The 13,621-nt window shown below is 75.0% G+C and carries 13 protein-coding genes and 2 tRNA genes; 9 read left to right on the plus strand and 6 right to left on the minus strand.

The genetic code is table 11. The annotated features are described in order from the left end of the window. Positions 1 to 15 precede the first annotated feature (15 nt). Positions 16 to 1,260, minus strand: a complete 1,245-nt coding sequence (locus ACWGKI_RS04395) for a threonine/serine ThrE exporter family protein (protein ID WP_452184993.1) — start codon at positions 1,258 to 1,260, stop codon at positions 16 to 18. A gap of 396 nt (positions 1,261 to 1,656) precedes the next feature. On the opposite strand from ACWGKI_RS04395, the gene ACWGKI_RS04400 reads away from it, so the two are divergent. From ACWGKI_RS04400 to ACWGKI_RS04415, 4 genes are all read left to right on the plus strand, one after another. Then, positions 1,657 to 1,729 (plus strand) — tRNA-Gly (locus ACWGKI_RS04400). Positions 1,730 to 1,770: 41 nt separating this feature from the next. Next, positions 1,771 to 1,845 (plus strand) — tRNA-Val (locus ACWGKI_RS04405). 122 nt (positions 1,846 to 1,967) lie between these two features. Further along, on the plus strand, positions 1,968 to 2,294 hold the full coding sequence (locus tag ACWGKI_RS04410) for a DUF2277 domain-containing protein (protein WP_452184995.1): 327 nt from the start codon (positions 1,968 to 1,970) through the stop codon (positions 2,292 to 2,294). A gap of 10 nt (positions 2,295 to 2,304) precedes the next feature. Beyond that, positions 2,305 to 2,631, plus strand: a complete 327-nt coding sequence (locus ACWGKI_RS04415) for a hypothetical protein (RefSeq protein WP_452184997.1) — start codon at positions 2,305 to 2,307, stop codon at positions 2,629 to 2,631. A gap of 20 nt (positions 2,632 to 2,651) precedes the next feature. Here the strand turns inward: ACWGKI_RS04415 and ACWGKI_RS04420 are convergent, their stop codons facing one another. After that, positions 2,652 to 2,888: a hypothetical protein gene (locus ACWGKI_RS04420; protein WP_452184999.1), complete on the minus strand. Its 237-nt coding sequence runs from the start codon at positions 2,886 to 2,888 to the stop codon at positions 2,652 to 2,654. 209 nt (positions 2,889 to 3,097) lie between these two features. Between ACWGKI_RS04420 and ACWGKI_RS04425 the strand changes: the two genes are divergently transcribed. Continuing rightward, positions 3,098 to 4,744, plus strand: a complete 1,647-nt coding sequence (locus tag ACWGKI_RS04425; RefSeq protein ID WP_452185001.1) for a hypothetical protein — start codon at positions 3,098 to 3,100, stop codon at positions 4,742 to 4,744. A 23-nt stretch (positions 4,745 to 4,767) separates the two neighbouring features. Here the strand turns inward: ACWGKI_RS04425 and zapE are convergent, their stop codons facing one another. Then, positions 4,768 to 5,853, minus strand: coding sequence for a cell division protein ZapE (gene zapE, locus ACWGKI_RS04430; RefSeq protein ID WP_452185003.1), 1,086 nt, complete (start codon positions 5,851 to 5,853; stop codon positions 4,768 to 4,770). A 38-nt stretch (positions 5,854 to 5,891) separates the two neighbouring features. On the opposite strand from zapE, the gene ACWGKI_RS04435 reads away from it, so the two are divergent. Together ACWGKI_RS04435 and ACWGKI_RS04440 are read left to right on the plus strand one after the other, a co-directional pair. Then, on the plus strand, positions 5,892 to 6,686 hold the full coding sequence (locus ACWGKI_RS04435) for a dihydrofolate reductase family protein (RefSeq protein ID WP_452185005.1): 795 nt from the start codon (positions 5,892 to 5,894) through the stop codon (positions 6,684 to 6,686). Positions 6,687 to 6,723: 37 nt separating this feature from the next. Further along, positions 6,724 to 7,221 (plus strand): hypothetical protein, encoded by a 498-nt coding sequence (locus ACWGKI_RS04440; protein ID WP_380245195.1) that lies wholly within the window; start codon positions 6,724 to 6,726, stop codon positions 7,219 to 7,221. Positions 7,222 to 7,324: 103 nt separating this feature from the next. On the opposite strand, the gene ACWGKI_RS04445 is transcribed toward ACWGKI_RS04440, so the two are convergent. From ACWGKI_RS04445 to gndA, 3 genes are read right to left on the minus strand one after another with little or no spacing between them, the layout of a single operon-like run. Further along, the gene (locus tag ACWGKI_RS04445) at positions 7,325 to 8,599 is read right to left on the minus strand and encodes a carboxylate--amine ligase (protein WP_380243673.1); all 1,275 of its coding nucleotides are present in this window, start codon (positions 8,597 to 8,599) and stop codon (positions 7,325 to 7,327) included. Continuing rightward, complete coding sequence (locus tag ACWGKI_RS04450) at positions 8,596 to 9,930, minus strand: carboxylate--amine ligase (protein WP_452185007.1); 1,335 nt, start codon at positions 9,928 to 9,930, stop codon at positions 8,596 to 8,598. The genes ACWGKI_RS04445 and ACWGKI_RS04450 overlap by 4 nt, the downstream gene beginning before the upstream one ends. A gap of 7 nt (positions 9,931 to 9,937) precedes the next feature. Further along, entirely contained in the window at positions 9,938 to 11,374 is a 1,437-nt protein-coding gene (gndA, locus tag ACWGKI_RS04455) for an NADP-dependent phosphogluconate dehydrogenase (RefSeq protein ID WP_452185009.1), read from the minus strand. A gap of 214 nt (positions 11,375 to 11,588) precedes the next feature. Between gndA and ACWGKI_RS04460 the strand changes: the two genes are divergently transcribed. Together ACWGKI_RS04460 and ACWGKI_RS04465 are read left to right on the plus strand one after the other, a co-directional pair. After that, positions 11,589 to 12,227: a DUF3000 domain-containing protein gene (locus tag ACWGKI_RS04460; protein ID WP_452185011.1), complete on the plus strand. Its 639-nt coding sequence runs from the start codon at positions 11,589 to 11,591 to the stop codon at positions 12,225 to 12,227. Beyond that, on the plus strand, positions 12,224 to 13,456 hold the full coding sequence (locus ACWGKI_RS04465) for an HRDC domain-containing protein (RefSeq protein ID WP_380243677.1): 1,233 nt from the start codon (positions 12,224 to 12,226) through the stop codon (positions 13,454 to 13,456). The genes ACWGKI_RS04460 and ACWGKI_RS04465 overlap by 4 nt, the downstream gene beginning before the upstream one ends. Positions 13,457 to 13,621: the final 165 nt, after the last annotated feature.

Genomic DNA, 13,621 nt, shown 5'->3' on the forward strand with positions numbered 1-13,621 from the left:
CTGACCGGCCCCCGGTCAGGGGCTTCGTCGTCCTTGGGCACGGAGGGGACGCCGCAGGCTCTGGGTCAGCGTCGACGCCTGCCGCGACACGGCGGTGCCCGTCATGATCCCGAGCGCGATCGCGAAGAGCGCCAGCACCAGGTCCACGAGCTCGGTGACAGCCTGCGCACCGGACGTGGCCACCTCCGAGATCCCGATGAAGCCCAGCGAGCCGGGCACGAGCAGCCAGAAGCCGGGCAGCGTCGTCACGAGCCGCGACGGGCCCGTCCGTGCCCGCGCGACGACCCGCGCCACGACGACCAGCACGAAGCCGCCCAGGAAGCCCGAGAGCTGCGGGGACAGCAGCACCGCCCCCACGGCCTGCGCGACGAACGCCGCGTACAGGGTCAGCGCGATCCAGCCCAGCGAGCGGCGGGGCGCCGACGAGTACAGCACGTCCCCGCAGGCCACGAGGGCCACGCCGACGTACGCGACCCAGGCGGGCAGGGGCGCCCCCGCCACCGGCTCCGGGGTCCCGGCGGCCGCCACGCCGGCGACGACGCCGAAGGCGAGGAGGAGCAGCTGACCGAGCCCGTGCACCAGCCGGCTCGCGCCCGACACCACCTGGTGGTGCGTGAGCTCCATGGTGGCCGTGGTGAGCGCGGCGCCGGGCAGCAGGCTGACCAGGGGCGGCGCGACGAGGTCGACGAGGCTGGCGTCGACCAGCGGGTCGACGACGCCGATCGCGAGGACCGTGACGAGGAACGACGCGAGGACGGGCAGGGCGTTCGCGAGGGCGCTCCCCCGCGGCACGCTCACCTGCAGGACGCCGACGACGAGCCCGAGGGCCGCGACCCCGACGACCGAACCGGCGGTGGGTTGCTGGCACAGGGCGAAGCCGACGGACAGCAGGACGTGCCCGAGCACGGCCACCACGGGACCGAACCGGGCCGGCGCCGCGGCGATCTCGGCCAGCCGCATGCGCGCGTCCCGCAGCGACACGCGCGCCGCGGCCACGTCCTCGACGAGCGTGTCGAGGGCGCCGACCTGGTCCAGGTGGAAGCCGAGCCCCGTCGAGCTCTCGTAGTAGGTGCGCACGTCGTCCGGCTCGTCGACCTGCACCAGCACGCCCGTGGGCACGACGAACGCGCGCACCTCCGCCTCGCCGCGGGTCCGCGAGACCTGGCGGAGCGCGTCCTCGACCTCGTTCGTCGCCTGCCCCGCGTCGAGCAGCCCGACGCCGAGCTCGGTGAGGAGCGGCACGAGGTCCGGGTCCACCACATGCCGGGGCGCAGGCTGCGGCCGACTGGCGGGACCGCCTGCGTGCAGGACCGCGGCGAGACGCTCCCGCCAGTCTCGTCGCCGCGGCGGGGCCGGCTCCCCGCCCTGGTCCTCGCCCATGCGTCTCCGTCCTCGCCCCGCGCCGACGTCGCCTCGGACGCACGCGCCCGCTCGCAGCATCAGGCCTGACGGCGCGGAGCGCGAGCGCAACGGGACAGATCGTCCGGACGACAGCGGACGACCGACGATCTACAGCCGAGCGACAGAAGAGCGACAGAGGGCGACCGGCACGGCGTCGCAGGTCACACGGCCGCGATTGGACCAGCCCGCCCCTGGCCGGGTAATGTTCCTCAGGCGCCGAGAGGCCGGGGGGAAACCCCGGAGCTCCTTGGTCGCGCGGATGTGGCTCAGTTGGTAGAGCATCACCTTGCCAAGGTGAGGGTCGCGGGTTCGAGTCCCGTCATCCGCTCCGAGCTCTGCATTCCCGTCTCGGGAGCGCAGCAGCCGTTTGGGCGATTGGCGCAGCGGTAGCGCGCTTCCCTGACACGGAAGAGGTCACTGGTTCGATCCCAGTATCGCCCACCAGCACGAGGCCGCCCCGGACCACCGGGGCGGCCTTCGTCGTTCTCCACCCGCTTCCCGAGCCGACTGCTGCCGGCCGGCCTCGCCCGTCGCCCTCGACACCGTCGCGGCGTAGCGTCAGGACCATGTGCCGCAACATCACGACCTTGCGGGGGCTCGAGCCGCCCGCCACCGACGAGGAGATCCGGGCCGCCGCGGAGCAGTTCGTCCGCAAGGTGACGGGCGTCCAGCGATCCGCGGGCCCCACCACGCGCGAGCCCTGCGAGGAGGCCACCGCCGAGATCGCCGAGATCGTCACGCGCCTGCTGGGAGAGCTCCCGGCCCGGCGCCAACCTCCGAAGACGGTGCCGCCGCTGCGCCGCGAGGAGGTCCAGGCCCGCATCGCCGCGCGCCAGGCAGCGCGCGAGGAGCACGAACGGATGCACGAGCTCGGCATCGCCCACACGCACTAGGCTCGCCCGCGTGAACCACGCTTCGCCCGCCCCTGTCGACGAGCCCGTCGACGAGCCTGCCGCTAGCTCTCCCGACCCGGTCTCCGCGACCATGCACCGGGCCAAGGCGGCCGCGCGGGCGTCGCACGTCACGGTGGGCCAGGTGCGGCACGTCGCGGGCGGCGTGGTGGAGATCGACTGCTCGTGCGGGATGGTGCTCACCAACGGGCCGGACTGGTCCCTCGACGAGCACATCCGCCTGCACCGCGCGGAGGCCCGCTACGTCGCGCTGAGCCGCGTCGCACCCGCCGGGATGCCGCGGCTGGTCCCCGTCGGAGCGGACCGCCTCCCCCGCTGAGGCGCAGCGCGGCCCTGCGGTCAGAGCTCGTCGGGGTCGTCCCAGGACACTCCGCTGGAGGCGCCCTCCATGGGGCCGTGCTCGGCCGCCGTGAGGGACGTCGGCGCCTTCGCCGCGTCGCCTCCCGCTCGCGCGTCGCCGAGCCGGTCGTCCTGCGGGCGGCGCCGGGGTGCCAGCCGCGCCTGCGAGGCGATCGACTCGTCCAACATGTCCTTCACTGTCGCCGGGGTGACGGCGTCCGTGTGGTGCGTGCTCATGGGCCCAGGTCTAGCAGCAGCCGCGCCGGCCCGCCTGCGCTTGGCACAGTATTTTTGTCCAAGATCACCCGCGTCATGGCCGCCGCCTCCGCGCCTGCACGTGCCCCGGACACCTCCTGACGGGCGCGTGCACGCTGCGCCGGTGCGCGCGCAGCCAGCCCCCGGACCACAAGCCGCGTGGACGGGTGCCCGTGGCTAGAGTGTCGGCCGTGACCGCTGCCGAGCCTGGCCTCGCCGACAGGGCGGCGCCCGGCCCCCCGCCCCCGCTCCCGCGCACGCAGGACCGCTGGCCGGGGCCCCGCCCCGTCGTCTGGGCCCCGCGTGCCCACACGGTCGAGGTGGTCCTGTCAGCGACGGGCGACCGGCTGCCGCTGCGCCTCGTGGGCGCGCACGAGCCCGGCTACTGGCGCGCCGACGACGAGCTGGCGGTCGGCACCGACTACATGTTCTCGATCGACGGCAGGGCTCCGGTCCCCGACCCGTGCAGCACCTCCCTGCCGCACGGCTTCCACGGGCCGTCCCGCGTGCTGGATCCGGACTTCCCCTGGACGGACGACGCCTGGCACGGCGCCGACCTCGGCGTCGGAGCCCTCCTGCGGGTCGACATCTCGACGTTCACGCCCGAGGGCACCCTCGACGCCGCCGCAGACCGCCTGGCGGACGTCGCGGACGCCGGCGTCGTCGGCGTCGAGCTCTCCCCCGTCGCCGCGTTCGACCCGGAGCGCGGGCCCGTCGGGGGCGTCCGCCTCTTCGCCGTGCACGAGCCGTTCGGCGGACCGCGCGCCCTGCAGCGGTTCGTCGACCGCGCGCACGCGCACGGCCTCGCCGTCGTGCTCGACGCCCCGCACCGCTGGGCCGTCGCCGACCGGCTCGGCCTGCACGCCTTCGGCCCCTATGCGGCCGGGTCGCGTATCGGCCCCCGCACCGGGGCCAGGCCGAGCCCCGCGGGCTCGGACAGCCCGCGCCTCAACCTCGACGGGACCGGCAGCCGGGGACCGCGAGACTTCCTCGTGGCCGACGCCGAGCGGTGGCTGCGCGACTTCCACGTCGACGGCCTGCTCCTCGACGTCGAGGCCCTCGTCGACCGCTCCGCGGTCCCGTTCCTCGGCGAGCTCGCCGAGGACGTCCACCGCCTCGGCGAGCGGCTCGGCCGTCGCGTCGCCCTCCTCGTGGACGGGCCGGGGCGCAGCGACCGGCTGACGACGGTCGTGCACGACATCCTCGCCGCCCCGGGTGACGACGACCGCGCCCAGGACCTGCGCAGGCTCGCCCAGGAGGTCTTCCCACCCGCGTCCGACGCGCCCTGGCGCCCGCCGAGCCTGCGCCGCGCGCACCGCGCCACCCAGCGCGCCGCCTCGGTGCTCGTCCGCGACCTCACACGGCTCCCCGCCGCGAACCGGTCCGTCCCGTGGACGCCCGACGCGCACGAGGCCGACCTGGCGGCGGCGGTCGTCACGGACGACGACCGGGCCTGCCTGCTCACCTTCGCGATCCTCGCCGGCACACCCCCGGTGCTCGACACCGAGCACGTGCCCGTCCCCGCCCGGGACGCGCGCACACGGCGGCTCGTGGCGTGGACCCGGACCCTCGTGGCGCTGCGCCCGGCGGCGTCGGCCGACCGCGACCAGGCGGTGGAGGTCCGGACCGACGGGACGACGCTGCTCGGGCTGCGTGGCCGTACCGTCGTCGCGCTCGTCACCGGCACGGAGGGAGCGACCCTCGACGTCACCGAGCTGCCGGAGGACACCCGGCTCGTCGCTGCCTGGGACCCCGACGGCACGGCGTACGAGGGCGGCAGCCTGCGCCTGCCGCCCCGGTCGCCCGCGGTGCTGCACACCGGCCCGCTCGAGCCGTAGCCGGCCCGGCGGCGAGGTCGCGGTCAGGCCGCGAGGCGGCGCCCCTCCTCGGCGAGCGCGCCCAGGCGCGAGAGCGCCCGGAAGTACTTCTTGCGGTAGCCGCCGCGGAGCATCTCCTCGGAGAACAGGTGCTGACCGGCGTCGCCGGCGAGCAGGACGGGCACGTCACGGTCGTAGAGGCGGTCGACGAGCACGACCAGCCGCAGCGCCACCTCCTGGCGCTGCACGGGCCGCACGCCGGTGAGCGCCACCAGCTCGACGCCGTCTAGCAGGGCGCCGTAGCGGCTCGGGTGCACGGTGGCGAGATGGGCGAGCAGGTCGTCGAACTCGTCGAGGACCGCGCCGGGCCGGGCGGCGGCGGCGCGCGCCACGACGTCCGCGGCCAGCGCCTCCGACTCCGTGACCACCGCGCGGTGGCGGTAGTCCTTGCCGTCCACCCGCAGCACCTCGAAACGTGACGAGAGCGCCTGGATCTCGCGCAGGAAGTCCTCCGCGGCGAAGCGGCCCTCCCCCAGCGCCTCGGGCAGGGTGTTCGACGTGGCGGCGAGGGCGACGTCGCGGTCCGCGAGCTCGCGCAGCAGGCGGGACATCAGCACCGTGTCGCCCGGGTCGTCCAGCTCGAACTCGTCGATGCAGACGAGCCGACGGCTGGCCAGCGCCTCGACGGTCGGGAGGAAGCCGAGGGCGCCCACCAGGTTCGTGTACTCGACGAACGTGCCGTACGCGACCGACCCGTCTCCCAGCGCGGCCGTGACCTCGTGCGCCAGGGAGGTGAGCAGGTGCGTCTTGCCGACGCCGAAGCCACCGTCCATGTACACCGCCGGGGCGGCCTTGCGACGCCCGAACAGCGCCTTGAGGCCGGACGCGCGCGCCGCCGTGATCTCGCGGGCGACCTCCTGCAGCCGGGCCGGCACCGTCGTCTGGCTCGGGTGCGCCGGGTCGGCGCGGTACGTCGAGAACCGGGCCTGCGCGAAGTGGCGCGGCGGCACGAGGTCCGCGAGCAGCCGGTCCGGCGAGACGGTCGGGCGGACGGCCGACAACGACGGCACCGAGCCCTCCCGGGGGCCGGGAGTCGGGGGCGTCGCGGCGGTGTCCTGCGTGAGCGTCACGACCGTCAAGGCTACGCCGCGTCAGTACGCTGGCCGCTGTGAGATCTGCCACGACGCCGCTGGACCTGCTCGTCCCCGGTCCCGAGCACCTGCCCCCCGACCCGGCCGAGACCCGGCTCGCCGCGCTCTACGAGACGCCTGCGGGCACACCGTCCGTCCGGGCCAACATGGTCGCGACGGTCGACGGCGGGGCCTGGGGCGCCGACCACCTGTCCGGGTCCATCAACGACGACGCGGACTGGCGCGTGTTCCGCGTGCTGCGCGCGGCGGCCGACGTCGTCCTGATCGGCGCCGGCACGGCGCGGCACGAGGGCTACACGGCGCTCGACCGGCCCGCCGGCCTCGCGTCCGCCGCCGAGCAGCCCCTCGAGCTCGCGCTGGTGTCGCGCTCGGGCCGGGTGCCGCAGCAGCTCACCACCGGCGACCGGCCGCCCCTGGTCCTCACCGGCGCCGCCGGGGCCCGGACCGCGGCGCGGATGCTGCCCGCCGACCGCGTCCTGGCGCTGCCTGCGGCGCACGACCCGGACGAGGTCGACCTCCCCGCCGGCCTCGCCGCGCTGGCTGACCGAGGGCTCGCGCGGGTGCTGTGCGAGGGCGGGCCGACGCTGCTCGCCGCGATGCTCGCGGACCACCTGGTGGACGAGCTGTGCGTCACGACCAGCCCGCTGACCGTGGGGCCCGGGCCGTCACGGATCGTCGCCGCCCCGCCGCACGGCCCCGTCGACACGCCCGCCGGGGGCGTCCCGGCGGCCCCGCCGGCGCCCGCGCGGCTCGCGCACCTCCTGCACGCGCCGGGCACGGGCACCCTCCTGGCGCGGTGGCTGCTGCGCTGACCTCGCGCGCGGCGCACCGGATGACTACGGTGCAGGCATGCCGACGACCGTCGTCCTCACCGAGGACGCCCTCACCGACGCCGACGTGGCGCACATCCTGTCCCTGCACGACGACCAGGCCGAGCGCTACCGCGTGCTCGTCCCCTCGGACACCGACCGCAACGTCGTGGCCGCGATCATCGACCACCTGTGGGTGGGTGAGCTGCGCGAGGCCGGGCAGGACCTCGTCGGCAAGGAACCCACCACCGCCGAGGCGCGGGTGACCGCCGCCGACCGCCTCGCACGGTCGCTGGCCGCGCTGCGCGCGGCCGGGGCCGTGGCCGACGGCGAGGTCACCGACGAGGACCCGCTGCCCGCGCTGAGCGCGGCGGTCACGGCCGAGGGCGGGCCGGAGGGCGTGGCGGACGTCGTCGTCGTCACCTACCCGCACGTGGTCGCGGACACCTTCCGGTCCGACTGGGCCTCCCGCGCCCGCGAGCACCTGCACGCGCCCGTGCTGCACCTGTACGCCGGCACCAGCGAGATCGGCGACTGAGACCGACCCGGCAGTCCCCACGACCCCGGACGACCCCGGACGAGCACGACGGGCCCGCACCCTGCGCAGGGTGCGGGCCCGCCGTGTCCTCGGTGTCCGGGCGTCAGAAGCCGGTGCCGGTCGGCTCCGGGTACCACTGCCGGAACTTGCGCACCTGGTTGACCTTCGCGGCCGCGACGTACGCACGCCGCTTGGCGCCACCGTCCGCGGACCAGTAGGCGAGCGGGTGCGCCGTGTCCGGCGCGAGGCGGCGCACCTTCGCCCGCAGCCCGTCCTCGCGGACGTACCGCAGCAGCAGGCTCGTCGGCAGGATCGAGTAGAGCACCTCGCGGGTCACGACGACCGGCTCGAGCGCCACCCCGTCCACGTGGTCGGCGACGACGAACCGCGCCACGTTGGCGCCCGCCGCGGTGACGTAGTAGTTGTTGCGGCCGATGCGGGGGTTGACCTCGAAGAAGGCGAACTGCCCGTCCCGCGGGTCCACCTTGATGTCGAAGTTGGCGAAGCCGCGGTACCCGGTCGCCGCCAGGAACGCCCGCGCCTGGTCGAACATCGCGCCCAGGTCGCCCGTGATCATGGCGGCCGGGTTCCCGAGCCCGTTGGGCGTGTGCTCCTCGAGCAGGACGTGCGCGCCGGCCATGAGCGTGGCCACGCCGTGGGCGTCGACGTACGCGGTGATGGAGCGCATCTGCGTGTCGTCGCCGGGCACCAGCTCCTGCGCCACGAACCGGCCGCGGAACCCTGCCTCCCGCAGGCGGCGCCACAGGTCGTCGAGCTCGGCCTGGCTGCCGATCTCGAACACCTTGCGCTTGCCCGGGAACTCGACGTCCTGGTAGTCCGCGCTGCTCGCGGCCTTCGCGATGAGCGGCCAGCCGACGTCCACCGGCACGGGCTGCCACGACGGGTCGGCGGCGTCCGCGAAGTCCTGCACGATCGTGCGGGGCACGGCGATGCCCACCTTCTCGGCGAGCTCGGCGAAGGTCGCCTTGTCGCTGATGGCGTCCAGGAGCGCCTCGTCGAGGAACGGCACCACGTAGCCCGCGGCCTCCAGCTCCGCACGGTGGCGCACCACGGTGCGCACGAGCCAGTCGGAGTTGGCCAGGAGCAGCAGGCGCCGCCCGGGGTCGGCCGCGAGCGTCTCGGCCGCGACCTTCAGGGCGGCGTCGACGAGCTCGCGGGGGTCGTGGCTGTCCGCGACCTGCACGGTGCGCAGGATGCGGGAGTCGGCGATCGGCCCGGGCACCAGGCCCGAGACGACCGTCGACGTCACGCCGTACTCCTCGTGGAACGCCCGGGCGAGGGCGTACACGCCGATGTCCCCGCCGAGGATGACCGGCGCGAGCTCGGGCCGGGGATCCGGGGCAGAGGTGCGGCTCATGCGCTCACCCGGCCGGGCGCGCCGTCGGGCGTGTTCGTGGCGTGCACGCGCCGCAGCTCGTCCAGCGGGTAGTGCTGGCGGTACTTGCGCCAGTGGTTGACCAGCGCGGTGAGCACGTACAACCGGCGCCGCGGCGACGCGTCCGCCTTGTAGCGCAGAGGGTGCACGGTGCGGTGCGCCCGCATGAGGCCCACGACGCGCGCACGCAGCGCCGGGTCCAGCACGTAGGAGCGCAGCAGCCGGTGCGGCACGACGGCGTAGAGCACCTCGCGGTCCGCGGTCACCGGCTCCCGGCGCACGCCGCGCACCACGTCGTCCACGAGCACCTCGGCCACGTTCTGGCCCCCGGCGGTGACGTAGTAGTTGTTGCGGCCGATCCGCGGGTTCTGCTCGAAGAACTTGAACACGCCGTCGCGCGGGTCGAGCTTCACGTCGAAGTTCGCGAAGCCGCGCCAGCCCGTGTGCTCCAGCAGCCGCTGCGCGGCGTCGAGGATCGGGTCGATCCGCTCCACGATCATCGCCGACGGGTTGCCGCGGGTGGCCGGGGTGCGCTCCTCGAGCAGCACGTGGGCCGAGGCGCGCAGGGTCACGCGCCCGCTGCTGTCGGCGTACGCGGTGACGGACCGCATCTGGGTGTCGTCGCCCGGGATCATCTCCTGCACCAGGAAGCGGCCCCGGAAACCCGCCTCGCGCAGGGAGATCATGAGCCGGTCCAGCTCCGCGGGCGTGGCGATCTCGAAGATCTTCTTCTTCCCCGGGAACGTGACGCCGTGGTAGTCGGCGCTGCTCGCCGGCTTGGCGATGACCGGGAAGTCGAAGGCGACGGGCGCCGGCTGCCAGCCCGCGTCGTCGGCGCCCGCGAAGTCCTGGATCACCGTGGCAGGCGTCGGGATGCCCAGCTCGGCGCAGGCCGCCGCGAACTCCGCCTTGTCGGAGATGCGGTCGATGAGCGCGACGTCGGCGAAGGGCACGACGTACCCGGCACCCTCGAGCTCGGCGCGGTGGTGCACCAGGGTGCGCACCGCCCAGTCCATGTTGGTGAGGGCGACGAGCCGGTCGGTCGAGCCCGAGCCGACCTGCGTGGCGGCGAGCTCGCGCAGCGTCGCGACGATCTGCTCGGGCTCGCTGCCGGACAGCACGACGTCGATGATGCTCGAGTGCGCGATCGGACCGGGCTCGGCGAACGCGACCACGGTGGTGCGCACGCCGTACCGCTCGTGGAACGCCCGTGCGAGGGCGTACACGCCGATGTCGGACCCGACGATGACCGGTCGGAACCCGGGGGTGTCCGCGGCCGGGCCGGTGGCCGGGCTGCTGGGGGTGGTGCTCACGGTGGCGTCAGGCCTCCTGCTCGGTGCGGTCGCCGGACCACTCGGTGTGGAACGTGCCGTCGCGGTCGGTGCGGCGGTAGGTGTGCGCGCCGAAGAAGTCGCGCTGCGCCTGGATGAGCGCGGCGGGCAGCCGCTCGGCGCGGACGCCGTCGTAGTACGCGAGGGACGACGAGAACGCCGGCGTGGGCACGCCGTTGAGGGCGGCCTGCGCGACGACGCGACGCCACGCCGCCAGGCCGTTGGCCACCGCGTTCGTGAAGTACTCGTCGGCGAGCAGCAGGGACAGGTCGGCGTCCCGCTCGTACGCCTCGGTGATGCGGTTGAGGAAGCGCGCGCGGATGATGCAGCCGCCGCGCCAGATGCGGGCCATGGCGCCGCGGTCGACGTCCCAGCCGTACTCGGCCGAGGCCGCCGCGATCTGGTCGAAGCCCTGGGAGTAGGCCACCACCTTCGACGCGTACAGCGCGAGCCGGACGTCCTCGATGAACGCGTCGCGGTCCGTGACGTCCCAGGTGCCGGCGTCGGCGGGCAGCGCCGCGCGCCCGGCCTCGCGCTGGGGCACGGAGCCCGACAGCGCGCGGGCGAAGGTCGCCTCGGCGATGCCGGTGATCGGCACGCCCAGGTCGAGGCCGTTCTGCACGGTCCAGCGGCCGGTGCCCTTCTGCTCGGCCTGGTCGAGCACGACGTCGACGAAGGCGCTCCCGGTCGCCGCGTCCACGTGCTGCAGCACGTCGGCCGTGATCTCGATGAGGAACGACTCGAGGTCGCCGGTGTTCCAGTCGGCGAAGATCTGCCCGATCTCCGCGGCGGAGGCGCCCAGCCCCTGCTTGAGCAGGTCGTAGGCCTCGGCGATGAGCTGCATGTCGGCGTACTCGATGCCGTTGTGCACCATCTTGACGAAGTGGCCCGCACCGTCGGGGCCCACGTAGGTGCAGCAGGGGGTGCCGTCCACCTTCGCGGAGATGTCCTCGAGGATCGGGCCGAGGCTCGCGTAGGACTCGCGCGTTCCGCCGGGCATGATCGACGGGCCGTTGAGGGCACCCTCCTCGCCGCCCGACACGCCGGTGCCGACGAAGTGCAGCCCCTTCGCGCTCAGCGCCTTCTCGCGGCGGATGGTGTCGGGGAAGTGCGCGTTGCCGGCGTCGACGACGATGTCGCCCTCCTCCAGCAGCGGGACGAGCTCGTCGATGACGGCGTCCGTGGCGGCCCCGGCCTTCACCATGATGACGACCTTGCGGGGACGCTCGAGCGACGCGACGAAGTCCGCCATCGACTCGGAGGGGACGAAGTCGCCCTCGTGCCCGGCCTCCGCGACCAGCGACTCCGTCTTCGCGTAGGACCGGTTGTGCACGGCGACCGTGTACCCGTGCCGCGCGAAGTTGCGGGCGAGGTTGCGGCCCATGACCGCAAGTCCGGTCACGCCGATCTGGGCACGAGCTGTCATCGTTTCCCTGCTTCCGTCGGTTCTCGGTCGGTCCGGCGTCGTCGGGCGTCGTCGGGCGAGCGGCGAAGGAGCCGGCCCGCCCCGGCCCGGGGAGCCGGGACCAGCGTAGTCGGCGCGGCTCACGAGGTGTACGGACCATCACGATCCGGACACGACCGGCGTCGTGCCGCGTCGCTTCCCCGGCTGACGCCCCGAGCACCGTACGGTGGCAGACGTGACCGGCGATCGCACGGGTGACCCCAGGCAGGATTCCAGGCAGCCGCCCGCACCCTTCGCGGCCGCGCTGGCGTCCTTGCGCGAGCGACGGCTGCGCGGCGAGGTGCACCTCGCGGAGATCCCGGGGCCGACGCGCATCGCCCCGTGGTCCGTCGCCCTGGAGGGCGAGGTCGCGGAGCCCGACGGCGAGGAGGTCGCGACGGGCCGGTTCGTCGTCCTGCACGACCCGGACGGGCAGGAGACCTGGCAGGGCACCTTCCGGGTCGTCACGCTGGTGCGCGCCACCCTCGAGCCCGAGCTCGCGGCCGATCCGCTGCTCGCCGACGTGGCCTGGACCTGGGTGACCGAGGCCCTCGGCGCCGCGCGGGTCGAGCCCGTGGCCCTCGGCGGCACGGTCACGCGCGTGCTCTCCCAGAGCTTCGGCGCGCTGGGTGCGACGCCCGACGCCGTCGACCTCGAGATCAGGGCGTCGTGGACGCCCACGGACACCGAGCTCGGCGCCCACCTCGCGGTCTGGGCGGACCTGATGGCCACCGCCGGCGGCCTCCCGCCGCTCCCCGACGGCGTCACCGCGCTGCCGTCCCGTCCGGCGCCTCGCACCCGGCCCTCGTCGCGACCGCATACCGTGGGCCCATGAGCTCAGCAGTTCCCGCGTCCGCCGCTGCCGACGTCGTCCCCCTCACCGAGCCCGCGGGCGGTGTGGGGCGCGTCGTCGACACGCCGGCGGCGTTCGACCGCGTCGTCGAGCGCTTCGGGGCCGGCACCGGACCCGTGGCCGCGGACGCCGAGCGGGCGTCGGGCTACCGGTACGGGCAGGCCACCTACCTCGTGCAGGTGCGCCGGGAGGGTGCCGGCACGGCCCTCATCGACCCGGTCGCGCTGCCCGACCTCTCGCCCCTGGGCGAGGCGGTGGGCGACGCCGAGTGGGTGCTGCACGCCGCCTCGCAGGACCTCCCGGGCCTGGCGGAGCACGGGCTGCGCCCCGCGCGGGTGTTCGACACCGAGCTCGCCGCGCGCCTGCTGGGGCTGGAGCGCGTCGGGCTCGCCGCCGTCGTCGCCGAGCTGCTCGGCCTCGGCCTGGCCAAGGAGCACTCCGCGGTCGACTGGTCCACCCGGCCCCTGCCGGAGGACTGGCTGCGCTACGCGGCGCTCGACGTCGAGGTGCTGGTGGACCTGCGCGACCGGCTCGCCGAACGGCTGGACGCCGACGGCAAGGCGGAGTGGGCCGCGCAGGAGTTCGAGGCCGAGCGCACCGCCGCTCCCCCGGCCCCGCGCGTCGACCCGTGGCGGCGGACGTCGGGCACGCACACGCTGCGCGACCGTCGTCAGCTCGCCGTCGTGCGCAGCCTGTGGCTGGCGCGCGACGCCAACGCCCGGGCCCGCGACATCTCCCCCGGCCGCGTCCTGCCCGACCGCGCCATCGTCGCCGCGGCCCGCGCCCTGCCCCGCACCGTGCCGCAGCTCGTGGCCCTGCCCGAGTTCGCCGGCAAGGCCACCCGCCGTCGTGCGCCGGCCTGGCAGCAGGCGATCGACGAGGCGCTGGCGCTGCCCGACGACCGGCTGCCGAGCCAGCGCGGCCCCCGCACCGACGGGCCCCCGCAGCCGCGCACCTGGGCCGACCGAGACCCGGTCGCAGCGCGCCGGCTCGCCGGCGCCCGCGAGCTCCTCACGACCATGTCCGGCGACCTGCACGTGCCGGTCGAGAACCTGCTCCAGCCCGACGCCCTGCGCCGCCTGTGCTGGACGCCGCCGGACCCGGCCCGCGCCTCCGAGATCGCGGAGTTCCTGCGCGGGCGTGGTGCCCGCCCGTGGCAGATCGACCTGGTCGCCGCCCCGCTCGAGACCGCGTTCGACACCGTCTCCTGACGCCGCACCTGTCAGAACCAGGTGGGCCTCTGGCACCACCTGGTTCTGACAACCTCCCCGCCCCCGCGGTTGTCAGAACCAGGTCGTGGTCTGGCCGGGCGTGGTTCTGACACCTACGGTGAGACCGGGTCTCAGAGTGGTCTATTCTCGTTACCGGTACTCGCG

The organism is Isoptericola sp. NPDC055881 (assembly GCF_053615895.1).